We start from the raw sequence: 21481 nt of genomic DNA, 5'->3' as shown, positions 1-21481 counted from the left end.
TGCTCAACCTGGTCTCGCGGACGCCGACCGCTCGTGCCTCGCGCCCGGCTGCTCGCTTCATCACATCCGGAAGAGGGCCGGTTGGGGGCGGGGTACGGGCGCGTTGGCGCAGGTGGCGAGGGCCATGCCGAGCACGCGCCGGGTGTCGGCGGGGTCGATGATGCCGTCGTCCCAGAGCCGGGCGGTGGCGTAGTACGGCGACCCCTGCTGCTCGTACTGCGCGCGGATCGGCGCCTTGAACGCGTCGTCGTCGGGGCGGCCCGCGACCGTGGCGAGCACGCTGGCGGCCTGCTCACCGCCCATCACCGAGATCCGGCTGTTCGGCCAGGTCCACATGAATCGTGGGTCATAAGCCCGCCCGCACATGCCGTAGTTGCCGGCGCCGTACGAACCGCCGATCACGACCGTCAGCTTCGGCACGACGCTGGTGGCGACCGCGGTGACGAGCTTGGCGCCGTCCTTGGCGATGCCGCCGTTCTCGTACTCACGGCCGACCATGAAGCCGGAGATGTTCTGCAGGAACACCAGCGGGATGCCGCGCTGGTTGCACAGCTCGACGAAGTGCGCGCCCTTGAGCGCGGACTCGCTGAAGAGGATGCCGTTGTTGGCCACGATGCCGACCGGGTGGCCGTAGACGTGGGCGAACGCGCAGACCAGGGTCTCGCCGTAGAGCTGCTTGAACTCGGTGAACCGGCTGCCGTCGACGACGCGGCGGATCACCTCGCGCACGTCGTACGGCGTCCGCACGTCGGCGGGCACCACGTCGTAGAGGGAGTCGGGCGACTCCAGCGGCTCCTCGGGCTCACGGACCTCCCACGGGGCGGGTCCGGCGGCGCTGCGCGGCAGGGTGTCGACGATGCCGCGCACGATGGCCAGCGCGTGCGCGTCGTCGGCGGCGAGGTGGTCGACGACGCCTGAGCGGCGGGCGTGCACGTCGCCCCCGCCGAGCTCCTCGGCGGTCACGACCTCACCGGTGGCGGCCTTCACCAGCGGCGGCCCGCCGAGGAAGATCGTGCCCTGCTCCTTCACGATCACGGTCTCATCGCTCATCGCCGGCACGTAGGCGCCGCCGGCGGTGCACGAGCCCATGACGCTGGCGATCTGTGGGATGCCGGCGGCGCTCATGTTCGCCTGGTTGAAGAAGATCCGGCCGAAGTGCTCGCGGTCGGGGAACACGTCGTCCTGCATGGGCAGGAACGCCCCGCCGGAGTCGACGAGGTAGACGCACGGCAGGCGGTTCTCGGCGGCGACGGTCTGCGCGCGCAGGTGCTTCTTGACCGTCATCGGGTAGTAGGTGCCGCCCTTGACGGTGGCGTCGTTGGCCACGACCAGCACCTCGCGGCCGTGCACGCGGCCGATGCCGGTGACGACTCCGGCGCTCGGCACCGGCGTCTCCCCCGGCTCGCCGTACATGCCGTGCGCGGCCAGCGGGCTCAGCTCGAGGAAGGGGCTGCCGGGGTCCAGCAGCCGGTCGACCCGGTCACGGGCCAGGAGCTTGCCGCGGGCGGTGTGCTTCTCGCGGGCCCGCTCGCTGCCGCCGAGCCGGGCGGTGGCGAGGCGCTCGCGGAGCTCGTCGACGAGCTCGATCAGGTGACTCACGACGCCAAGGTTAGCGATCGTTAACCGAGCCGTCCACGGTTAACGGCCGCTAACCTGTCGCCGTGAGCCGGCGCCAGCAGATCCTCGACACCGCGGCGGAGCTGTTCGCCCAGCGCGGCTTCCACGGGGTGTCGGTGGCCGACCTCGGCGCGGCCTGCGGCATGTCCGGCCCGGCGCTGTACAAGCACTTCGCGGGCAAGGACGCCGTGCTCGCCGAGATGCTGGTCTCGATCAGCCGGTGGCTGCTCGACGGCGGCCGGGCCGCCGCGGCCGCGCACACCGATCCGGACGACGTGCTCGCCGCCCTCGTCGACCACCACGTCGGGTTCGCCCTCGAGCACCGCGCGCTCATCGTCGTCCAGGACCGCGACTGGTCCTCCCTGCCCGACGCCGCCCGCGAGGAGGTGCGCACCCTGCAGCTGGCCTACGTGGAGATCTGGGCCGAGCAGCTGTGCCGTCGCGGCCCCTCGATGACCCGAGATCGGGCCCGGGCCGCCGCCCACGCCGCGTTCGGACTCATCAACTCCACCCCCCACTCCGGCCTGCTGCCCGACGACGACATGCGCACCCTGCTCACCGGCATGGCCCTGGCGGCGTTGGGTGGCTGAGCGGGGGCGGTAGTCCCCACACCCCGGCCGCGTTCACGTGCCGCAGTAGGTGACGTAGCGGCCGAAGGAGTCGGGGGCGGGTTGGGTGTAGGCCTCCAGGCCGGGGCGTTCGGTGAAGGGGTCGGTGACGGCCTCGAGCAGCGTCTCGACAGGCGTGAGGTCGCCGGACGTCGCCGCGTCGAGCGCCTGCTCGACCAGGTGGTTGCGCGGGATGTAGACCGGGTTGACGGCGTCCATCGCGTCGACGTCGGGCTCCCGGCGCAGCCACTGCTCGGCCCACGCGTCGAACGCCGTGCGCTCGACGAACCGGTCGCGGGCGGGGTCGAGGTTCCCCCGCGCGGCGGAGGAGAGGTCGCGGAAGAACCCGGTGAGGTCGGGGTGCTCGGCCTGGAGCAGCGCCAGCAGCTGCTCGACGATCGGGACGACGCCCTCCCCCGGGCGACCAGCCGTCACCGGCAGTCCGAGCTTGGCCGCCATCCGCGCGGCGTAGGCGTCGCCGTACCGCGCCGGGAACCGTTCGAGCACCTCGACGGCGAGGGCCACCGCCTGGTCCTGGTCACCCCCGCTGTCTCGCGCGATGAGCGGCAGCAGCGTCTCGGCGAACCGCGAGAGGTTCCACTGCGTGATGCTCGGCTGGTTGCCGAACGCGTACCGCCCCTGCTCGTCGATCGAGCTGAACACCGCGCTCGCGTCGAAGGCGTCGAGGAAGGCGCAGGGCCCGTAGTCGACGGTCTCGCCCGAGAGCAGCACGTTGTCGGTGTTGAGCACGCCGTGCACGAACCCGAGGCCCATCCACTGCGCGACCAGCTCGGCCTGCACGTTCGACACCGCCTCCAGCAGCGCCAGCGCCGGGTTGGCCGCCTCGCCGGCGTCGGGGTGATGCCGGGCGATCGCGTGGTCGACCAGCCGCTGCAGCAGGTCGAGGTCGGCCTGCCCGGCGGCCACCATCGCGGCGGCGTACTGGAAGGTGCCGACCCGCAGGTGGCTGCTCGCCACCCGCGCCAGCACGGCGCCCGGCAGCACCACCTCACGCCGGACGTCGCGCCCGGTGGCCGTGACCGCGAGCGAGCGGGTCGTGGGCACGCCGAGGGCGTGCATCGCCTCCGACACGACGTACTCGCGCAGCATCGGACCCACCACCGCCAGGCCGTCACCGCCGCGCGACCACGGCGTGCGCCCCGAGCCCTTGAGGTGCAGGTCGCGCAGACCCCCGTCGGCCAGGGTCAGCTCGCCGAGCAGCAGCGCGCGACCGTCGCCGAGTCGGGGCGAGTAGCCGCCGAACTGGTGGCCGGCGTACCCCTGTGCGACCGGGCGGGCGGCGTCCGGCACGTGGCGGCCCTGCAGGAACGCGAGGCCCTCGTCGCTGCGCAGCCAACCGACCTCGAGGCCCAGGTCGGCGGCGAGCGGCTCGTTGAGCAGCAGCAGGCTCGGGGCGGGTGCCTCCTCGCCCTGCCACGGCACCGCCAGCTCGGGGAACGCGTCGGCGAAGCGGGTGCCCAGCGCGATGGTCATGTCTCCACGCTACGGGCGCGACGGCTGGCCGGCCCCGCCCTCGGCGTGGGCGAGGGCTCGGAGGCGACGGCGCGCACGTCGCCGTCGCTGTCACACCCGGGCTCCGGCATGCGTCACCCTCGTGAGAGCCACCATCGATCCAGGAGCGGCGCATGCCCGACCCCACGCTCGCGTTCGAGGCCGAACGGCCGCGACTGACCCGTCTCGCCGCACGCGTGCTCGGCGACCCCGCCGAGGCGGAGGACGTCGTGCAGCAGGCGTGGCTGCGACTGCACGGCACCGACGCGAGCGCCGTCGAGAACCCGCCGGGCTGGCTCACGACGGTCACCACGCGACTCTGCCTCGACCAGCTGCGCCGCCGCACCCCCGAGCCCGCACCGGAGGTCGATCCGGGCTGTAGCGCACCCGACCCGGCCGAGGAGGTGCTCGACGAGATGGCGCTGGCCGACACCGTGGGAGCGGCCCTGCACGTGGTGCTCGACCGGCTCACCCCGCGCGAACGGGTGGCGTGACACGTGCGAGGAACCGGTGAGACCAGCCGCACCACGCTTGCGCCCTGCCACCGCTGGCGGAGATCACGCTGACCCGTCCCTGGCACTGGGGAATCGCAGTGCGCGGCGACCCGCTCGGCGGCAGGTCAGCTCGTTGGTCCAGCAGGCGGCGTCTTGGAGGCCCGCCGCGCCGCTACGCTGCCGACCGCAATCCGCGCTCGTCGCATCCGCAGTTGGTGACAACCTGGAGGGGTCTGCCCCGCGTCTGGTTGACACGCCGGAGTGTCAACCAGACCGGGGGCAGACCCTTGCGGCGCCTTGCTGCTTCTAGCGGTTGCTGTCGGCCTGTGCCTGCAGGCGTGCCACGAGGCCGTGGAGGATCAGCGTCAGGCCGGCCTCGAAGGCTGCGTCGTGGTCGATGTGCGGAATGATCAGTTGCCGTGCGTCGACGTCGACGGGCCCGTCGGCCTGCTCTTCGAGGACACACCCAACGGTGTAGCGGCTGGCGGCGAGCATCGCCATCTGGGCGTCTGCTTCCAGAACGCCTGAGGCCGCCAGGAACGCCATCTTGTGGGCGATCCTGCCTAGGTCGTCACCGCCGGGGAGGATGCCGGCGTGCAGGCGCGCACCGTCGCGCGGAGGAGCAGCGTCCGTCGCAAGCTGCGCGTGTTCTCCAGGAACCACTCTCGCCAGTCGTCCGAAGGCTGGGGCAGCGGTGCTGTCGCAGTGGATTGCGATGAGTATCGGGCCCAAGTCGCGTCCGCTGAACGTCCTCATCGCCGGCGCTGGAGTTGCTGGACAGGCGCTCGCGTTCTGGCTGGCGCGCGGTGGCCATCGTGTGGTGGTTGCCGAACGGTTCCCCGAACTGCGCGCCTACGGCGCCCAGGTCGACCTGAGAGGGCAGGGCATCGACGCCGCCGACGCCATGGGGTTGCTCGGGGAGTTCAAGAACAACCTGGTCGACGAGCCCGGCGTCGCGTTTGTGAACGCCAACGGCAAGCCGCGTGCGACCATCATGGCCAACACCTCGGGCAAGGGACGCCAGACGCTCACCTCGGAGTACGAGATCATGCGCGGCGACCTCGTGCGGATCCTCAACGATGCGACCCGTGACCACGTCGAGTACCGCTTCGGCGTGAGCGTGGCTGGCTTCGACCAGGACGACAGCCAGATGACCGCACGGTTCTCCGACGGCACCAGCGAGGGCTTCGATCTACTGGTGGGAGCCGACGGGCAGAGCTCCCGCATCCGCCGAGCCTTCCTCCCCGACGGCCTGGATCCCTACTGGCGCACCGGGATCCACATGGCGTACTGGTTCGTCCCCCTTATCGCCTCCGACGATCCCTTATCGGCAACGCAATACCCGCGGACCGGCCGGAAGAGAACACGTTCGTAGGCCGTCGCTCGTGAGATGTCAGTGGTGGAACAGGCGCAGTCCGGTGGTTGCGTGAACGATGCCGTGCTCTGCCGCGGCGGCGGCAACCTCCGAGGTCCGGACTGACCCGCCAGGCTCGACGAGCGTTGTCACCCCTAGCTGGGCGGCCAGGTCGACGTTGTCGCGGAAGGGTATGAACCCGTCCGAGCACATCACCAGGCCAGACCAGCGTGCGGCCCACTCCAGCCGCCAGCCCGGGTCGCGGTAGTCGGCCAGGACCTCGGCACCGAACAGTCGGGCAAGTTGCTGGGTCTGGTTGCGGGTGAGGGTCTGCTCGGCGAATCGGATCTGCCAGTTGAGCAGGTCCTGTCTGGGCAGGTCTGGCGCGTGCAGCGCCTGGATGATCTGGTGGCGTCGAAGCCACCACGTCTGTGCCTTTGTGCCCGCAAGGCGGGTGCAGTCCACCCGGTTTTGCTGGCCGGCGCCGATCCCGAGCACCATGCCGTCCTTCCCCACGCACACAGAGTTGGACTGGGTGTAGCGCAGCGTGGCGAGCCCGAGCAGCGCGTCGTTCCGAAACGGTGTCTCGTCGAGGTCGGCGCCGAGCGTCGCGTCATCGCGTTCCTGCTCCAGGCGCACTCCGAACAGTTCGCGCGCCTCATGCTGCGGCGGGTCGTAGCTCGGGTCCACCTCAACGACCAGGAACCTGCCCGTCTTCTTCCGGTTCAGGATGGCGAGCGCCTCTGGTTCGAACCCTGGGGCGATGACCGCGTCGGCGATGACCTGACCGATGAACTGCGCGGTCGCGACGTCGCATGGCTCGGACAACGCGATCGCATCCCCGAAGGACGACTTGGGGTCGACATCGCGTGCCCGGACGTAGGCCGACAGCAGTGAGCCGCTCGCACCTCGATCAACACGCCACAGCTCGGCGGCGCACGGGTCGATCGGCCCGGCGACGGCGACCCCAGCTGGCGAGACGTGCTTGAAAGACGCCGCCGCCGGCTGGCCCACCGCGCAACGCACATCACGGACCAGCATCCAGGCGTTCAGCAAATCCAGCCAGTTGATCAAAGACGGTTCGCCGTTCAGGACGCGAACGTGCCTCGCGTCGCCGACCACCCGGGCCGCCTGGTGGGGATTCATTCCGTACCGCATGCCACGCTCCTCGTTTGAGGAGGCACCCAGGCGGTCGATGCGCTCCGACGCAACTCCCTGGTGGTCACCCACCCAACGCCAGTCGTCTCCCGCGATTATCCCCATGGCGAACTTCACCGTCATCGGCTACGAGAGGATCGCGGCATAGAAGTGCGTCTTGATCAGACGTCAAGTGTCAGCCGAGGAGCTCCCTGACCGCCCGTTTGGACCTGAGCACGTGAAGGGCAACATGCTCCCCGTGCTGCGAGATAATCTCGCGTTCGCGGGCCGGTTCTAACTGGTGATTAAGGCAGACGAGGGGCGGCCAATCGCCACTCGTCGCGCAACCGCCGCCAGGAAGAATAGTCGCACCCTGCGGGCAGCTCGCCCGGCATGCGAAAGCCGCGAACAAGCGTGCGTCCCGCGCACAGCCACCAGGGCAAGTCGAGAACCACCACCGTGTCCGCGCGTTCGAGACGGACAGCGAGCGTCTCGTCGTAATTGCCGTCGGCGATCCAGGCATCGGCGGCGAACACGCGGCGTTGCTTCTCGCGCCACTCCGTCTCCAACGGTGCAACCCATCCGGGCTTCCAGAAGTGAAGGTCCAGATGAATGACCGGCAAGCCGGTCTTGGCAGCGAGCGCAAGGGCGAAGGTGGTCTTCCCCGACCCTGCCATGCCATGCCAGTGAAGATGAACCGGCGTCCTATCGGGCCCCGGGCGGCATCACTCATCAACGTCACTGTCCCACAAGCACCGACTCAGCCGGCTCACCGCCGATCGACGATTCCATCCGCACATCGCCTGAGCCCGCAGGCAGATCCGGGCGTTTCGAGGGGCTCAGATTCTCGCGTGGCGCTCGGCTGCCTCGACCGCGTTTCGGAACAGCATGGCGATCGTGGTCGGGCCGACTCCGCCGAGTCGGGGCGTGATGGCACCGGCGATGGCCTCGCAGGACTCGTCAACATCGGGCAGCAGACGTCGCCCTTCGTAGCGCACGCCCGCGCCAACGACGGTGACACCGGGGGTCAGGTGTTCGGGGCGAATCATCCCTGGAACGCCCGCGGCAGCGATGACGATGCTGGCGCGGCGAGTGTGCTCAGCCCAACCTGGAACCCCAGTGTGAACCACGGTGACGGCGGCATTCGCCGTGTCCCGCTTCTGGGAGAGCAACAGGGCCAGCGGACGACCAATGGTGGCACCCCGCCCATTGATGCAGACGTCTTGGCCGGCGACCTGGATCTCGTAGTAGGCCAGCAGCGCCTCGATACCGGCGGGAGTGCATGCGACCGGCCCAGGCAGCCCGAGAGCGAGACGCCCGACATTGACCGGCTGCATACCGTCGACGTCCTTGTCGGGGTCGACCGTCGCGAGCGCCGCGTCGTAGTCGATGTGCCGGGCGCAGGGTGCTGGAACAGCATGGCGTCCACCGCCGCGTCGGCATTGAAGTCCGAGATCACCGGGAGCACGTCGGCCTGCGTGGCACTGCTCGGCAAGTGCACATGCGGAGAAGTGAAGCCCAGCTCGGCGGCCTTCTCTTGTTTCATCCGGATGTATCCAGCGCTGGCTGGGTCGTCACCGACGAGCAGAGTGGCCAGGCCGGGAACGTGGCCAGCAGCGACCAGAACCGTGGCGCGGGCACAGACGTCGGCGAGCACGGCGTTGGCAACGGGGGCTCCGGGCATCATGAGGGCTGACACGAGTCAAGATGATGCCCGGTGACTCTCCAGTGGCAGGCGTTGGCCATAAAGAGACGCCCGCTCATCGGGCATGAAAGGGGCGCAGGCGCACGTGGTTTCTTGTCCCGCAAGCCGAACCACCTGCGGCGATGCTGCAGCTCACCGAGCGCCAGCTCCCGTCCCCGCCCCGCAAGCCTTGTCCGCAGAGCGTCCCGGTAACGGCGCCTCATGAGGCGAGGCCAGGGGCCCGCACCTCGGCATCAGAGCAGGTGCGTGAGGTCTGGATCCGTCTCGTCGCGCTCGCCGGCCTCGAGCAAGTGGAGCAGCCGGACGGCGCGCACGACGGCGTCGTAGGCCAGGTCGACGTCGTCGACCTCCTCGAGAGTGGCACCGGCGTCGGTCGGCTCGTCGGGGCCGGCGGCCGCGTGCACCCTTGCGAGCAGATCCTCGCGGCGCAGGCCACGCAGGGCCAACAGCACCAGCGGGTCGGCGTCGAGCATCGTGCCGAGCCGGGTGAGCACGGCGACGGCGTGCCGGCACGGGTCGACCCACGGCTCGCAGGAGCAGGACGCCGTCAGCTCGCCGCCGTAGGGCAGCAGCTCGACGCCGACCTCCTCGATGGCCTCGACCAGGTCGTGCGGCAGGTCGCCGGCGAGCAGGGCGACCAGCCGACCCGCCTGGGCCGCGAGCACCTCGACGAGCGCCTCCTGGGCGACGGCGTCGAGCGCGGGCACCTCGATCGTCACGGCGAACGGGCCGCGCGGATCCTCGACCGCTGCCATGGCGCGGCCCGGGACGACGCGGATGCCGCCGACCAGGCCCTGCCGTGCGATGCGGCGTCCGTGGGTGAGGTCGCGCTGCTCGTAGACGCACTCCTCGATGGCCCGGGTCCAGGCGCGTGACCACCAGCTCGCTCGGCGTCCGGCCATCAGTGCCGCCTCACCGCAAGGTGACCAGGTCGCGCAGCTCGTCGTTCGAGAGCTCGGTGAGGGCGGCCTCACCGCGACCGAGCACGGCCTCGGCGAGCGAGCGCTTGCGCTCGAGCAGCTGGGCGACCCGCTCCTCGATGGTGCCGCGAGTGGTCATGCGGTGCACCTGCACCGGTAGGGTCTGGCCGATGCGGTAGGCGCGGTCGGTGGCTTGGTCCTCGACCGCCGGGTTCCACCACCGATCGACGTGGATCACGTGCTCGGCGCGCGTGAGGTTGAGGCCGGTGCCGCCGGCCTTGAGCGAGAGCAGGAACACCGGCACCCGGTCGTCGCCCTCGCTCTGGAAGCGCCGCACCATCGCCTCGCGCTCGCGCACCGGGGTGCCGCCGTGCAGGAACTGGTGCGGCACGCCCGAGGCGGTCCAGTGCGTCTCGAGCAGCCGCGCCATGGCGACGTACTGCGTGAAGACCAGGGCCGCGCCGTCTTCGGCGAGCACGGTGCCGAGCAGCTCGTCGAGCAGGTCGATCTTCTCCGAGCGGCCGGCGATGCGGGTGGTGCCCTGCTTGAGGAAGTGCGCGGGGTGGTTGCAGATCTGCTTGCAGCCCGTGAGCAGCGCGAGCACGAGGCCGCGACGGGCGTGCTCGTCGGCGCGCTCGATGCGCTCCATGGTGTCGCGCACGAACGCCTCGTAGAGCACGGTCTGCTCGCGGGTGAGCGCGAGCGGGTGGTCGGTCTCGGTCTTGGGCGGCAGCTCGGGCGCGATGCCGGGGTCGGACTTGCGGCGGCGCAGCAGGAACGGGCTGATCAGGTCGGCGAACTGCGCCGCCTTGGCCGGCTCGGCACCGGACTCGATCGGCGCGGCCCACACCTTGCGGAACGCCTGCCGGCTGCCCAGCAGGCCGGGCACCAGCCAGTCGAGGATCGCCCACAGCTCGGCCAGCTCGTTCTCGACCGGGGTGCCGGTGAGAGCCACCCGCGCCTGCGCGCCGAGCGTGCGCAGCCCGCGCGCGGTCGAGGAGCGGGCGTTCTTCACGTGCTGCGCCTCGTCGGCCACGACCAGCCCCCACGGGACGGCGGCCAGGGCGCGCTCGGGCGCCTTGCCGGTGGTGTCGACGCGCATCGTGCCGTAGGTGGTGAGCACGAAGCCCGGGTCGCCGTCCGCCTCATCGCCGACGAGGGCGGGCTGCGACGGGTCGAGCCCCGCGAGCGAGCGCTCGCTGCCGTGGAAGCGGCGCACCGGCACGCCCGGCGCGAACCGGCGGATCTCGTTCTCCCAGTTGCCGAGCAGGCTCGTCGGGCACACCACCAGCGTCGGCGCCGTGGTGGCACCGCCGGCCCGAGCGCGCTCGGCCCGGTGCAGGTGCAGGCTGATGAGGGTGAGCGTCTTGCCCAGGCCCATGTCATCGGCCAGGCAGCCTCCCAGGCCCAGCTCGGTGAGCCCTGCCAGCCACGTCAGCCCCTCACGCTGGTAGCCGCGCAGCGTCGCCTCCAGCCCGGACGGCGAGGGCACCGGCTCGGCGCTCGTGAGGCCGCTCAGCTGCTCGCGGATCTTGAGCAGGCTGGCGCCCACGATCACCTCGGCCAGCGGCTCCTCCCCCGGCTTGGCCGCCGCCACCCCGGTGAGCGCGGCGGCCAGGGCCTCGCCCGCCGAGACCTGCCGCACCATCCGGCGCCGGGCACGACGAGCGGTGCCCGGGTCGACGACCGTCCAGGTGCCGCGCAGTTTGACGATCGGGGCAGCGGCCTTGGCGAGCTGCTCCATCTCGTCGTCGGTGAGCGGGTCACCGTGCAACGCGACCTGCCAGGAGAACGAGAACATCGCGTCGGGCCCGAACAGCCCCGTCTGGAGCAGATCCTCGCGCCTGCCTTGACTGCGACCGCGGTCGAGCACGGCCCGGCTGGTGAGGTCGCGGCCGAGGCTCCGCGGCCAGAGCACGTCGACCCCGCGGGCCTTCAGCGCCTCGACGCCGTGCTCGAGCAGGTCGGCGATCTCGTCGCCGTCGAGCGTGATCTCGTCGGGCACGCGTTGGGCCAGCAGCCGGTCGAGCACGGGCCAGGCCTCCGCGGCGGTGCGCAGCGCGATGGTCGCGTGAGTGCGGGCACGGTCGCCGAACCCGTGCTCGGCCGGCTCGTCGAGCCACAGCGCGCCGACGTCGGCCAGGTGCAGGGGGTTCTGCTCGTCGTGCGCCTGCGGCACCAGCCGCACGGCGCCCGCCACCAACTCCTCCTCGTCGGCCTCGACCCGCAGCGAGACGGTGACCAGGTGCGGCAGATTGCCCGCATGGCGGTGCCGGTCGATCTTCGCCTCGAGGCGGCGTCGGAAGTCCGACCGTTGCGCCTGTTGCTCGGGGGTGGGCGCGGCCGGACGCACGCCCACTGCGGTGGCCCGGGTGCGGCTTGTCGGCGCACCCCGCGGCATCGCGTCGGCTACCGCATCGAGCAGCCCCCGGACGACGCTCTCGGCGTCGGCGGCGTCGAGCTCGTCGTGCGCCTGGGCGGCGGCCAACATGCGGATGCGGTCGTGGTCGTCGCTGGCCAACGGGCCCGCCCGCCAGGCCGGCGGCTGACCGGGACCGACATCGGCCGGCTCGATGGACCCGGCAGCCACCAAGCGCATACCGAGCAGGGCGGCACCCGAGAGCAGGGCCACGCTGGGGTGCAGGTCGTCGCGCCGGTGCGCCTTGGTGAGGATCGGCAGCGCTCCCCGGATGGGCAACGACACGGTGCGGCGGTCGTCGCGGAACTCGACGCAGCTCTCGCGCGGCGGTGTGCCCGACACGAACCGGGCGGTGCCGGTGACGGGGACGAAGCTCACGTGTCGAACCTAGCCGCGGCCCCCGACATCCGGCCCACCGTCAGCCACATCGGAGCGTCCACCCGATGCACCACCCGATGCACCACCCGATGCACCACCCGAGGCGACCAGTGCGTCGCCGGTCTCGGTGCGCCAGTAGAGCACCTCGCGGCCGGCCCGGCGCCGCAGCAGCAGGCCGGACTCCAACAGCACCCGCAGGTGGCCACCCACCGTGCCCAGCGGCAGCCCCGTCGTGGCGGCCAACTGGCTCGTGGTGCGCGGGTCATCGAGGGCGCCGAGCACCCGGGCACGGTTCGCGCCGAGCAGCCGAGCCAGCGCGGACTCGCCCCCGCGGGCGCCGTCGGGCGGGGCCAGTGCACCGGTGACCGGGTAAACGATGGCGTAGCGCTCCGGCTCCTGCCAGGCGACCCATGAGCCGTTCGAGTGCACCGGAACGAACCACAGCTGTCGCGCCCGTGAGAGGTCGCGGTCGGGCAGGTCGTAGCCGTTGATCCGCAGCCGTCCCTCGCCGAGCCAGGCGCGCCGCTGGCCCAGGCTGGCCACCACGGCCGCCCAGCCCTGCGAGCCCAGCAGCGTGGTGCGACTCAAGATGTCGGCCTCGAGCACGCGGGAGCGACGCGGCCAGTCGGCCTCGAGCGTCGCCGTCCACACCCACCGCAGCAGCGCCTCGAGCTCTTCCCGCAATCCGTCGCGCATCAGCAAGGTTGCCAGCGGGCCGGGCCGGACCTCGACCAGCGCCGCCCGGATGCGCTCGTCGCTCCACTCCCGGCCGAGCAGGTCGATCTCGTCGTCGAACGTGGCGCCGGCACGCTCCGGCGCGATCGAGAGGAAGTCGGCCATCCACCCGGGCGCCGTGCCTCGTCGCGGACGCCACGCCCGCTCGCCGAGCTCGCGGCGCACGGGATGCTCGGCGAGCATCGCCTCATAAGCCGCGGCATGGGTGGCATGGAACGCCTGCTGCCACGGACCGCGCGGCCCCGTCAGCACCGTGAGTGCGGCGGTGGTCTCGGCCAAGGGCGAGAGCGTGAAACGGCTATGCGCGAGCAGGTCGGCCGACACCAGCCAATCACCCATGTTTCGCCCTCTCCCGAAACGTTGGCCACCTCGCCCCAGGCTGACACAGCATGGTCGGGTGCGCACCTACCGCGAGGTCTTCTCCTATCCCGAGTTCCGGGTGCTCTTCATCGTGCGCTGCGTGACGATGGGAGTGGTCTCGCTCCAGTCGCTGGCCCTGGCCAGCATCACCTACGCGGCCACCGCGAGTCCGCTGCTCACCGCACTCGTGCTGTTCGGCGGGCCGCTCATCACCATGCTCGGCTCCGCGACCGTGCTCGGGGCGTCGGACTCGCTCGGCGTGCGCCGCGCCAGTCTCGTGATGCCGGCCGCGTACGGCGTCGCCTGCCTGCTCCAGGCGATCCCGCACCTGCCGTGGTGGTCGCGCCTGGTCATCCTCGCCCTGCCCTACCTCGCCGGCTCGGCCACCAGCGGCTCGACGATGCGGTTGATGCACCAGATCCTGCCCGACGACGGCTTCGTGCTCGGGCGCGCGACGCTCAACCTCGCGGTCGGCGTGATGCAGGTCGTCGGGTACGCCGCGGGCGGGGTTCTCATCGCCCACCTCCCCGTGAGCGCGGTCTTCCTCCTCGCGGCCGGCGGTGCGCTCGCCGTCGTGCTGCTGCTGCGATTCGGCATCAGCGAGCGCCCCGGCACGCAGCCCTCCGGCCGACTCGTGCAGCGCACCCGCGCCGTCAACCGCCACCTGCTCGGCTCGCCGGTCACCCGGCCCGTCTACCTGGCGCTGTGGATCCCGAACGGACTGATCGTCGGGTGCGAGGCCCTGTTCCTGCCGTTCAGCACCGAGAGCGGTGTGGACGCCGCCGGGCTGCTCTTCGCCGTCACGGCCGCCGGCATGCTGACCGGTGACGTCGTGATGGGCCGCCTGGTGCCGCCCACCCACCGCGATCGTGTCGTCACACCGCTGCGGCTGCTGCTCGCACTGCCCTATCTCGGCTTCGCTCTCGACCCCGGGTTGCCGGTCGCGCTGGTGCTCGGGTTCGTCGCCTCGGTCGGCTACTGCGCCTCGCTGCCGCTCCAGGAGCGGCTGGTGCACACCACGGACCCGGCCAACCGCGGCCAGGTGTTCGGTCTGGCCGGCAGCGGCCTGATGATCGGTCAGGCCACTGGGGCGGCGCTCGGCGGCGCGATCGCCGAGGTGCTCGACGCACATCTCACGATGGCGCTGCTCGCGGCGGCGTCCCTCTTCGTCTCCGCGCTCCTCACGCCTGCGCTGCGCCGCTCCGCCCCCGCCAGCGCCCGCCACAACGACGAGCAGCGAGCGCGTGGCAGCATGCACGCATGAGCATCCTGGACCTGCCCCTCGCCCGCCTCGACGGCTCCGCCGGCACGCTCGGCGACCTCACCGGCGGCCAGCCGGCCCTCCTGGTGAACGTGGCCAGCAAGTGCGGACTCACCCCGCAGTACACCGGTCTCGAGAAGCTCCAGGAGACCTACGGTGGCGACGGGTTCACCGTCGTCGGCCTGCCCTGCAACCAGTTCGGCGGCCAAGAGCCCGGGTCGTCGTCGGAGATCGCCGAGTTCTGCTCGGCCACGTACGGCGTCACGTTCCCGATGAGCGAGAAGATCGAGGTCAACGGTGAGGGCCGGCACCCGCTCTACGCCGAGCTCACCGAGACCCCCGACGAGAACGGTGAGGCCGGCGACGTGCAGTGGAACTTCGAGAAGTTCCTCGTGGCGGCCGACGGCACGGTCATGGCGCGCTTCAGCCCCGGCGTCGAACCAGACGACGCCCGGCTGGTCACCGCGATCCAGGCCCAGCTGGCCTGAGCCGGGCCGCTCGTCAGCGAGTCGCTCGCCAGACGTCGTCGGGCAGCGCCCGGCCCGCCTCGGCGTAGGTGCGGCTCGTGGTGAAACCGACCGCCGGGTCGTTGGCGGTCGCCACCACGGCATCGGCCAGGCGCTCGACCTCAGGAGTGTCGTGCCCGGCGGGGACGAACGGCCCGTCGCTACGGATCAGCACGTAGACCTCACCGCGGTGCGCCTCGGCGGTGACGACCCCGGGATCCTCCTCGGGCGTGCCCACGCTCCAGATCAGCATGGCCTGGGCGCCGCCGGAACCCACGTCGTCGCACTGGTCATCGGAGCACGCGCGTTCGGCGACGTCGAACGGGTGCCGGGAGACGATGACCCGCACATAGGTGCGAGGCCCGCCCCGCTCGCGGAACTCGAGGACCACCCCCATCGCGCTCTCGTTCAGGTCGACGGCGTCGGGAGGCATCGGCTCGACCGTGGCGGGATCCTCGCCGTAGTGCGCGATGAACGCCGCGGCCAGCGCCCGCGGCGAGCCGGCAGCGACACCTGTCCCGGTCGACACCTGGGCCTCCCCCGCCCCGCAGCCGGTCACCCCGGCCAGGAGCACGATGAGGCCGGCCACCCGGACGCGCAGCGCGCTCAGCGCCACTCCACGTAGTCCTCGGGCTTGGGCGAGCCGTTGCCCTGGCCGTACCAGTCGAGCCAGACGCCGTCGGGGATCGCGTTGCCGGCCTCGGCGTAGGCCCGGGTGGTGGTGAGACCGGCGCCCGTGTCGGTCGCCGTCGCGGCGACCGCCTCGCCGAGCTCGGTGAGCTCGCGTGTGTCGTGCTTCTGCGTGACCAGCGGACCGTTGGCGTACACCACGAGGTACTGGTCCGACCGCTGCCCGCGAGCGACGATCACCCCGGGATCCTCCTCGGGGTCACCCGGCTCCCAGATCAGGGTGGCGCGGGTGTCGTCGGTGCTCACGTCGTCGCACTCGAGGTAGTGGCACGGATCCTCGCCCTCATCGCGGGGCGCTGTGCCCCGGCCGGACGTGACACGCACGTGGGTGTTGTCGCCGTCTTCGGCGCGGAAGGCCATCTCCACGCCCAGCTCGGCCCCGTTCATCTGCCAATCGGTCGGCGTGAGCGGCGCCACCGCCACTGGGTCGTGGCCGTAGTGCTCGATGAAGGCGGCCGCCAGCGCCTGGGGCGAGGCGGCCGTCGAGCCACCGACTGCGGTGGGGTCACCCCCGCACGCCGACCCGACGAGCGGGACGGCGAGGGCGACGAGCAGAGCGGGGGTGCGGCGCATGGGTCTCCTCGGGGGCGGGCACTGACCGGTAGGACGCGCCGGGTCAGCCAGAGGTTGCCAGCGCCAGTGGGTGGACGGCGACGGCGCCCGCCGCGAGCACGGCCCGGGCGGCGAGCGCGAGGCTCCAGCCGGTGACGACCAGGTCGTCGACGAGCAGCACCGAGCGACCCTCGAGCGCACCGGGGTCGGCGCGCAGTGCACAGCGGCGCGCGACGGCCGCGACCCGCTGGGCGGAGTTCACGGCCCCCCGCCCGGGCGGCACGTCGGGATCGACGACCGCCCAGTGGCCGGCCACCGGGATCTGGAGCCACCGCGAGAGCCCGTCGGCCAGGTCGGTGGTGAGGGTCGGGCGCGAGACCGACTCGGCGACCACGATCGCGTCGATGCGCTGACCGTCGTCGACACCCGGGCGCCAGTCCTTCACGACGGCCATCACGGCCTGGACGAGAGGGCCGGGCACGGCTGAGTCGACCGGCCCGTCGGGCCCCTCGCGGAACAGCTCGCGCAGGGCTCCGCCATAGCCCAGATCGGTGAGCCGGGCGACGACCCGACCCTCGGCCGCCTGCTCGCGCACCTTGCCCTTGAGGCCCGCGATGCCCAGCGACTCGGCGTTCGGCACGCGGTCGAGACCGGTGGGCCACATCTTGCGGGGCGACAGCGCAACCCCCGGCCGCGAGAGCCGCTCACGGGCCCCGTCGACGGAGTCGGCGGCCACCGAGGTGGGCAGGTCGAGACCGCCGCAGTTGTCGCAACGACCGCAGCGGACGGCCTCCGGGTCGTCGAGCTGGTCGCGCAGGAACCACATGCGGCACTCGTCGGTGCCGAGATAGGAGACCATCGCGGCCTGCTCACGCTCCCGAGCCTCGCGCACGCGGGCGTAGCGGTCGGCGTCGTAGACCCACTCCGCCCCGGTCGACTCCCAGCCGCCGCGCACCCGGCGCACCGCGCCGTCGACGTCGAGCACCTTGAGCATCACCTCGAGGCGCGAACGGTTGAGCTCGACCCGCGTCTCGAGCGCGGCGGTGCTCATCGGTGCTCCCTCTTCGGCGAGCACCGCCAGGGTCTCGCGCACGACCTCCTCACGTGGGAAGGCCAGGGAGGCGAAGTAGGCCCAGATGTCCTTGTCCTCCGTGGCCGGCAGCAGCACCACGGTCGCCTGCTCGCTGCGGGCGTCGAGACCGCGGCCGGCACGACCCACCTGCTGGTAGTAGGCCACCGGCGAGCTCGGCGCGCCCAGGTTGACGACGAACCCCAGGCTGGCGTCGAAGCCCATGCCGAGCGCGCTGGTGGCCACCAGCGCCTTGAGCCGCCCGGCCGCGAGATCCTGCTCGAGCGCCTGGCGCTCGCCGGTCTCGGTCTGGCCCGAGTAGGCCTGCACGTCGTGGCCGCGCGAGCGCAGGTAGTCGGCGACCTCCTGCGTGGCGGCAACCGTGAGGCAGTAGACGATGCCGGAGCCGGGCTGCTCGGCGAGGTGGTCGGCCAGCCAGGCCAGCCGCTGCTCGGGCGTGCTGAGTCGGACGACGCCCAGCCGCAGCGACTCCCGGTCGAGCGAGCCCCGCAGCACCAGCACCTCATCGCGCCCGACCGAGCCCAGTTGGGTCTCGACGTCGGTGGTCACCCGCGCGTTCGCGGTGGCGGTGGTGGCCAGCACCGGGATGCCGTCGGGCAGGTCGTCGAGCAGGGTGCGGATGCGCCGGTAGTCGGGGCGGAAGTCGTGGCCCCAGTCGGAGATGCAGTGCGCCTCGTCGACGACGAGCAGGCCGCAGGTGGCGGCGAGTCGGGGCAGCACCTCATCGCGGAAACCGGGGTTGTTCAGCCGCTCGGGGCTCACGAGCAGCACATCGATCTGGCCGGCCGCGATCTGCTCCTGGATCGGCTCCCAGTCGCCGATGTTGGTCGAGTTGATGGTGGCCGCGCGGATGCCCGCCCGCTCGGCCGCAGCGATCTGGTTGCGCATGAGGGCCAACAGCGGGCTGACGATGACGGTCGGGCCCGCACCGGCCTCGCGCAGCAGCAGGGTGGCCACGAAGTACACCGCGGACTTGCCCCAGCCGGTGCGCTGCACGACCAGCGCCCGACGCCGATCGACGGCCAAGGCCTCGATGGCCCGCCACTGGTCGTCACGCAACCGGGCGTCGTCGCGGCCGACCAGGGCGCGCAGATGTGCCTCGGCTGCCTCACGGGTGGCCGTGCCTGCGGGTGCGCTCATGGCACTACCTCTACCAGCGGACGCCGACAGCGCGCGCACGTCGTCCACTGGTCGAGGCAGCGGCGCTGCAACACTTTCGCCGCACGGCGCGTCCTCCCAGCGACGGATCAACCCTCTTCACCGGGAGAACACCATGCAGCACACGTCTCGACGCCCGCTCGCAGTGAGCGCCATGCTCGTCGCCGGTACCGCCCTGACCTGGGCGGTCAGCCTCGGGGGCGGCGCCGCCGACGCGGCGAGCACACCCACGTGCTTCGGCGAGAAGGCCACGATCGTGGGCAGCGGCGACGGGGTCACCGGCACCTCGGGCGACGACGTCATCGTCGCGAACGGCGCCCTCGAAGTGCGCGGTCTCGGCGGTGACGACCTCATCTGCGGAGCCCCGCTCGCCTACGGCGGCCCGGGCGACGACCGGATCCGCTACGACGGCGACGAGACCGACGTCGACCTCCAAGGTGGTCAGTGCAACGACACCATCCTCTACTGGGGTGGCGCCGACTTCGGCAGCATCAAGGGCAACGACGGCGACGACGTGATCAAGACCGGCGCCGGCAACCAGTACCTCGAGGGTGGGCGCGGCAACGACCGCATCAGCGCGGGTGCCGGCGACGACACGATCCGCGGCGGCGCCGGTGATGACCGGATCTTCGGGGGCGCTGGCGACGACTGGGCGCACGCCGGCGCCGGGAGCGACCTGTGTCGTGGGGTCGAGACGACCCGGCACTGCGAACGGTGAGCCCGAACTGAGCCCGGAGTGAGCCCGGAGTGAATCGGGCGAGGTAGTCGCTGACGACGCGGCTCTCGAGCCGGTACCGGTCGGCGGCGGTGCTCCGCTGGTCAGCCGATGGTGGCGCGCATGCGTTGCAGCCGCTTCGCACCGATCGTGTGCGTGCCCGCGGCGTCGACGACCCGCACCATGGCTCGCTTCCAGCCCCGTTTGCGCAGGTCGAGCCGCACCTCGACCGCCTGCGGCACGCTGGCGGCGTCCGTGCCATCGGCGACGTCGAAGACCTCGTAGCGCCACGTGAGAGTGCGCTTGCCCCACACGGCGAAGCTGGACGGCGCACCCGCGCGCACCACGGACCCGTCGGGGCGCTGCCAGACCAGGCGACCACCGAGTCCGCCGCGGGTGAAGCGCATCCGTGAGGCGAATCGGCCCACCTGCTCGGTGTGCCCGGTCAGCAGTCCCTCGGCCCGGCGGAACTGCACGTCGAGGGTGTCCCAGCGCTTGTCGAGGGCACCGGAGGCGTCGTGGGCGGAGGTGATGAGCGTGTGCCGGCCCGGGGTGGTGAACACGTGCTCGAGGCTGCACCACGGGCTCGTGCTGGTGACGTCGGTGCCGAGCTCGACGCCCTGACCGCTACTGGGGTCGGTGCCGTCGCCGGGCGCGGTGTCGGCGAAGTCGCAGGTGACCTGGTCACCCTGGGTCACCTCGGCGGAGACGCCTGGGTCCATGTGCGCGACCTGGTAGCGCACGACGTCGCCGGTGTGCACGACCTCGACCTCCTTCGACCGCACGCCCCGACGGCCGGCGATCTGCCGGTAGGTCGCGGAGTGGTCGAGCGAGGGCGCGGCGTTCGCAACCGGCAGCACGAGCTCCCCGGAGGCGGCACCCGTCGAGTCGTTGGCCCAGATGACGTGCGTGCCGGGGGTGAAGCAGGTGACGGCGGGGGTGCTGCCATCGACGGAGGGATCGGCCTCCTCGAGCTTGCACCCGGGGTCGTCGACGCCACCGGCGAACGTGAGCTCGACGTGTCCGGTGGTGGGTGGCAGCTCCTGGGTGACCCGCTCGCCCTGGATCGCCCAGTCGTGCCGGATGCTCGGCCGGGTGGCGACCTGGAGGCTCTCGGTGTCGCTGTGCGTGGCGCCGTCGGGATCCTCGACGGTCATGGTGACGTCGTAGCTGCCGGGCTGGTCGTAGCTGGCCTGCACGGTGCAGGGCGCGGCGTCGGCGGAGGCGGCGGCGTCCCACTCGCCGGTGACCTGGCGACCATCGCCGAGGTCGACCGAACACGACCACCCGGCGCGCGGCGCGCTGCCGGTCGGCATCTGGTCGGAGGAGAGCGTGAAGGACTCGCCGACGAACGGCGCACCACCGGGGCCGTAGCCCTGTTCGGGGCGCACCCGCATCGAGGTCGAGTTGCTCGACGGCGCCGCCGCGTCGGCGGGCGCCATCGCGGCCAGACTGGTGACCAGACTGGCGGCCAGCGCCGCGCCCACGGTGACGGACGCGAGCGCGCGCGACCGAGTGACGAACCTGTGCCGCGCCACGGCAAACGGTTCGATCATGGCTCCCCCCACAATCGTGCAGCCCCCCGACTACGTCTCAGGGTGAGGCACGACGACGGCTGTGTAAACCCCCAGATCCTCCGGGAGGACTACGCGCGACCCCTCGCCAGCGCCTCGCCGTCTAGTCCGGGCGGCGTCGCGAGCATGACTCGAACGGGTCGTGCCGGGTGCTGCCTCCCCGGCCTACCGTTCCCCACAAGGGCGATGGTCGCCCCGTCGGGAGGATCCATGAACTCCGCGTCTCGTCCCACGCGCCTGCTCCTGCTCATCGGCGCTCTCGCCGCCGTGGTCCTGCTCTCCGCCGCCGGGGGCGCCACGGCGGCCAGGTTGATCACGGGCAAGGACGTGAAGGACGGCTCCCTCACGGGCAAGGACATCAAGGACGGCAGCGTGAAGAAGGCCGACCTGGCCGGACCGATCAAGCGCACGCTCGACGCCGCCACTGTGAGCGATGTACACCAGGTGAGCATCCAGTCCGGTGTCACCGCCTCGAGCGACTACTACGGCTCGACGTTCGCCTCCGTACCCTGCGGTGACGGTGAGGTCGCGATCTCGGGCGGTTACGACCTGCCGACCTCGAGTACGGAGGTCGCCGTCTTCCGGAATCGCCCAAGTGCCGACGGAACCGCGTGGGAGGTCGCGCTGCGCTCGACGTCCAGCACCTTCGTCGGCACCTTCTACGCCCTCTGCGCCACCGTCGGTTGACCCTCCCGC

General features: G+C 71.8%; 20 protein-coding genes, 1 pseudogene and 1 riboswitch. Of the genes and pseudogenes, 7 read left to right on the top strand and 14 right to left on the bottom strand.

Features of this window, described 5'->3' with window-relative positions; translation table 11 throughout:
• Nucleotides 1-60: 60 nt before the first annotated feature.
• Nucleotides 61-1599 carry an acyl-CoA carboxylase subunit beta gene (locus ISG29_RS18655; protein WP_407940244.1) on the bottom strand — a complete coding sequence of 513 codons (1539 nt, stop codon included), beginning with the start codon at nucleotides 1597-1599 and terminating at the stop codon, nucleotides 61-63.
• A gap of 62 nt (nucleotides 1600-1661) precedes the next feature.
• Between ISG29_RS18655 and ISG29_RS18650 the strand changes: the two genes are divergently transcribed.
• A complete protein-coding gene (locus ISG29_RS18650) occupies nucleotides 1662-2207 on the top strand; it encodes a TetR/AcrR family transcriptional regulator (protein WP_194504965.1) in 546 nt (181 codons plus the stop codon).
• A gap of 33 nt (nucleotides 2208-2240) precedes the next feature.
• Here ISG29_RS18650 and ISG29_RS18645 read toward each other — a convergent pair whose 3' ends face one another.
• The gene (locus tag ISG29_RS18645; RefSeq protein WP_194504964.1) at nucleotides 2241-3719 is read right to left on the bottom strand and encodes a protein adenylyltransferase SelO; all 1479 of its coding nucleotides are present in this window, start codon (nucleotides 3717-3719) and stop codon (nucleotides 2241-2243) included.
• Nucleotides 3720-3871: 152 nt separating this feature from the next.
• On the opposite strand from ISG29_RS18645, the gene ISG29_RS18640 reads away from it, so the two are divergent.
• Nucleotides 3872-4231 (top strand): sigma factor, encoded by a 360-nt coding sequence (locus tag ISG29_RS18640; RefSeq protein ID WP_194504963.1) that lies wholly within the window; start codon nucleotides 3872-3874, stop codon nucleotides 4229-4231.
• Between the two features lie 306 nt (nucleotides 4232-4537).
• On the opposite strand, the gene ISG29_RS21915 is transcribed toward ISG29_RS18640, so the two are convergent.
• The gene (locus tag ISG29_RS21915) at nucleotides 4538-4777 is read right to left on the bottom strand and encodes a hypothetical protein (protein ID WP_407940243.1); all 240 of its coding nucleotides are present in this window, start codon (nucleotides 4775-4777) and stop codon (nucleotides 4538-4540) included.
• Between the two features lie 169 nt (nucleotides 4778-4946).
• On the opposite strand from ISG29_RS21915, the gene ISG29_RS18630 reads away from it, so the two are divergent.
• A complete protein-coding gene (locus ISG29_RS18630) occupies nucleotides 4947-5606 on the top strand; it encodes an FAD-dependent monooxygenase (protein ID WP_194504962.1) in 660 nt (219 codons plus the stop codon).
• A gap of 18 nt (nucleotides 5607-5624) precedes the next feature.
• Here the strand turns inward: ISG29_RS18630 and ISG29_RS18625 are convergent, their stop codons facing one another.
• From ISG29_RS18625 to ISG29_RS18600, 7 genes and pseudogenes are all read right to left on the bottom strand, one after another.
• On the bottom strand, nucleotides 5625-6773 hold the full coding sequence (locus tag ISG29_RS18625) for a 5-aminoimidazole-4-carboxamide ribonucleotide transformylase (protein ID WP_456237969.1): 1149 nt from the start codon (nucleotides 6771-6773) through the stop codon (nucleotides 5625-5627).
• Nucleotides 6761-6839: riboswitch (ZMP/ZTP riboswitch) on the bottom strand. It overlaps the preceding gene by 13 nt.
• Before the next feature lie 188 nt (nucleotides 6840-7027).
• Nucleotides 7028-7399 (bottom strand): P-loop NTPase family protein, encoded by a 372-nt coding sequence (locus ISG29_RS18620; protein ID WP_194504961.1) that lies wholly within the window; start codon nucleotides 7397-7399, stop codon nucleotides 7028-7030.
• Nucleotides 7400-7561: 162 nt separating this feature from the next.
• Entirely contained in the window at nucleotides 7562-8059 is a 498-nt protein-coding gene (locus tag ISG29_RS20550; RefSeq protein WP_207793338.1) for a hypothetical protein, read from the bottom strand.
• A gap of 65 nt (nucleotides 8060-8124) precedes the next feature.
• Nucleotides 8125-8406: pseudogene (locus ISG29_RS21910) on the bottom strand (tetrahydrofolate dehydrogenase/cyclohydrolase catalytic domain-containing protein); the annotation flags it as partial.
• A 254-nt stretch (nucleotides 8407-8660) separates the two neighbouring features.
• On the bottom strand, nucleotides 8661-9329 hold the full coding sequence (locus tag ISG29_RS18610) for an SWIM zinc finger family protein (protein WP_194504960.1): 669 nt from the start codon (nucleotides 9327-9329) through the stop codon (nucleotides 8661-8663).
• Between the two features lie 10 nt (nucleotides 9330-9339).
• Nucleotides 9340-12144, bottom strand: a complete 2805-nt coding sequence (locus ISG29_RS18605) for a DEAD/DEAH box helicase (protein WP_194504959.1) — start codon at nucleotides 12142-12144, stop codon at nucleotides 9340-9342.
• A 9-nt stretch (nucleotides 12145-12153) separates the two neighbouring features.
• Nucleotides 12154-13218 (bottom strand): ArsR/SmtB family transcription factor, encoded by a 1065-nt coding sequence (locus ISG29_RS18600; protein ID WP_194504958.1) that lies wholly within the window; start codon nucleotides 13216-13218, stop codon nucleotides 12154-12156.
• A gap of 58 nt (nucleotides 13219-13276) precedes the next feature.
• Here ISG29_RS18600 and ISG29_RS21770 point away from each other — a divergent pair, with 58 nt between their 5' ends.
• The gene (locus ISG29_RS21770; RefSeq protein WP_194504957.1) at nucleotides 13277-14503 is read left to right on the top strand and encodes an MFS transporter; all 1227 of its coding nucleotides are present in this window, start codon (nucleotides 13277-13279) and stop codon (nucleotides 14501-14503) included.
• Nucleotides 14500-14988, top strand: a complete 489-nt coding sequence (locus ISG29_RS18590) for a glutathione peroxidase (RefSeq protein ID WP_194504956.1) — start codon at nucleotides 14500-14502, stop codon at nucleotides 14986-14988. Before ISG29_RS21770 ends, ISG29_RS18590 begins: the two co-directional genes overlap by 4 nt.
• Nucleotides 14989-15001: 13 nt before the next feature.
• Here ISG29_RS18590 and ISG29_RS18585 read toward each other — a convergent pair whose 3' ends face one another.
• The 3 genes from ISG29_RS18585 to ISG29_RS18575 are packed head-to-tail and all read right to left on the bottom strand — an operon-like array spanning nucleotide 15002 to nucleotide 18478.
• Nucleotides 15002-15622 carry a hypothetical protein gene (locus ISG29_RS18585; RefSeq protein WP_194504955.1) on the bottom strand — a complete coding sequence of 207 codons (621 nt, stop codon included), beginning with the start codon at nucleotides 15620-15622 and terminating at the stop codon, nucleotides 15002-15004.
• A complete protein-coding gene (locus ISG29_RS18580; protein WP_194504954.1) occupies nucleotides 15613-16269 on the bottom strand; it encodes a hypothetical protein in 657 nt (218 codons plus the stop codon). Before ISG29_RS18580 ends, ISG29_RS18585 begins: the two co-directional genes overlap by 10 nt.
• Before the next feature lie 43 nt (nucleotides 16270-16312).
• Entirely contained in the window at nucleotides 16313-18478 is a 2166-nt protein-coding gene (locus ISG29_RS18575) for a RecQ family ATP-dependent DNA helicase (RefSeq protein ID WP_194504953.1), read from the bottom strand.
• Nucleotides 18479-18611: 133 nt separating this feature from the next.
• Between ISG29_RS18575 and ISG29_RS18570 the strand changes: the two genes are divergently transcribed.
• Nucleotides 18612-19214, top strand: coding sequence for a calcium-binding protein (locus ISG29_RS18570; RefSeq protein ID WP_194504952.1), 603 nt, complete (start codon nucleotides 18612-18614; stop codon nucleotides 19212-19214).
• A 101-nt stretch (nucleotides 19215-19315) separates the two neighbouring features.
• Here ISG29_RS18570 and ISG29_RS18565 read toward each other — a convergent pair whose 3' ends face one another.
• Nucleotides 19316-20767 (bottom strand): PKD domain-containing protein, encoded by a 1452-nt coding sequence (locus ISG29_RS18565; RefSeq protein ID WP_194504951.1) that lies wholly within the window; start codon nucleotides 20765-20767, stop codon nucleotides 19316-19318.
• Between the two features lie 228 nt (nucleotides 20768-20995).
• On the opposite strand from ISG29_RS18565, the gene ISG29_RS18560 reads away from it, so the two are divergent.
• Nucleotides 20996-21472 (top strand): hypothetical protein, encoded by a 477-nt coding sequence (locus ISG29_RS18560; protein WP_194504950.1) that lies wholly within the window; start codon nucleotides 20996-20998, stop codon nucleotides 21470-21472.
• Nucleotides 21473-21481 lie beyond the last annotated feature (9 nt).

It is taken from the genome of Nocardioides acrostichi, assembly GCF_015319165.1.
In the GTDB taxonomy this organism is placed as follows: domain Bacteria; phylum Actinomycetota; class Actinomycetes; order Propionibacteriales; family Nocardioidaceae; genus Nocardioides; species Nocardioides acrostichi.
Note: the sequence above shows the minus strand (reverse complement) of the source record. Positions and strands in the feature narration are given on the sequence as shown.

Excerpts from the sequence above, each read along its gene's own strand:
- ISG29_RS18565 (WP_194504951.1), bottom strand. The coding sequence starts at position 20,767 with ATGATCGAACCGTTTGCCGTGGCGCGGCACAGGTTCGTCACTCGGTCG.
- ISG29_RS18640 (WP_194504963.1), top strand. The coding sequence starts at position 3,872 with ATGCCCGACCCCACGCTCGCGTTCGAGGCCGAACGGCCGCGACTGACC.
- ISG29_RS20550 (WP_207793338.1), bottom strand. The coding sequence starts at position 8,059 with ATGCAGCCGGTCAATGTCGGGCGTCTCGCTCTCGGGCTGCCTGGGCCG.
- ISG29_RS18590 (WP_194504956.1), top strand. The coding sequence starts at position 14,500 with ATGAGCATCCTGGACCTGCCCCTCGCCCGCCTCGACGGCTCCGCCGGC.
- ISG29_RS18580 (WP_194504954.1), bottom strand. The coding sequence starts at position 16,269 with ATGCGCCGCACCCCCGCTCTGCTCGTCGCCCTCGCCGTCCCGCTCGTC.
- ISG29_RS18560 (WP_194504950.1), top strand. The coding sequence starts at position 20,996 with ATGAACTCCGCGTCTCGTCCCACGCGCCTGCTCCTGCTCATCGGCGCT.
- ISG29_RS18620 (WP_194504961.1), bottom strand. The coding sequence starts at position 7,399 with ATGGCAGGGTCGGGGAAGACCACCTTCGCCCTTGCGCTCGCTGCCAAG.
- ISG29_RS18645 (WP_194504964.1), bottom strand. The coding sequence starts at position 3,719 with ATGACCATCGCGCTGGGCACCCGCTTCGCCGACGCGTTCCCCGAGCTG.
- ISG29_RS18575 (WP_194504953.1), bottom strand. The coding sequence starts at position 18,478 with ATGAGCGCACCCGCAGGCACGGCCACCCGTGAGGCAGCCGAGGCACAT.
- ISG29_RS18630 (WP_194504962.1), top strand. The coding sequence starts at position 4,947 with ATGAGTATCGGGCCCAAGTCGCGTCCGCTGAACGTCCTCATCGCCGGC.
- ISG29_RS18570 (WP_194504952.1), top strand. The coding sequence starts at position 18,612 with ATGCAGCACACGTCTCGACGCCCGCTCGCAGTGAGCGCCATGCTCGTC.
- ISG29_RS18610 (WP_194504960.1), bottom strand. The coding sequence starts at position 9,329 with ATGGCCGGACGCCGAGCGAGCTGGTGGTCACGCGCCTGGACCCGGGCC.
- ISG29_RS21915 (WP_407940243.1), bottom strand. The coding sequence starts at position 4,777 with ATGGCGTTCCTGGCGGCCTCAGGCGTTCTGGAAGCAGACGCCCAGATG.
- ISG29_RS18600 (WP_194504958.1), bottom strand. The coding sequence starts at position 13,218 with ATGGGTGATTGGCTGGTGTCGGCCGACCTGCTCGCGCATAGCCGTTTC.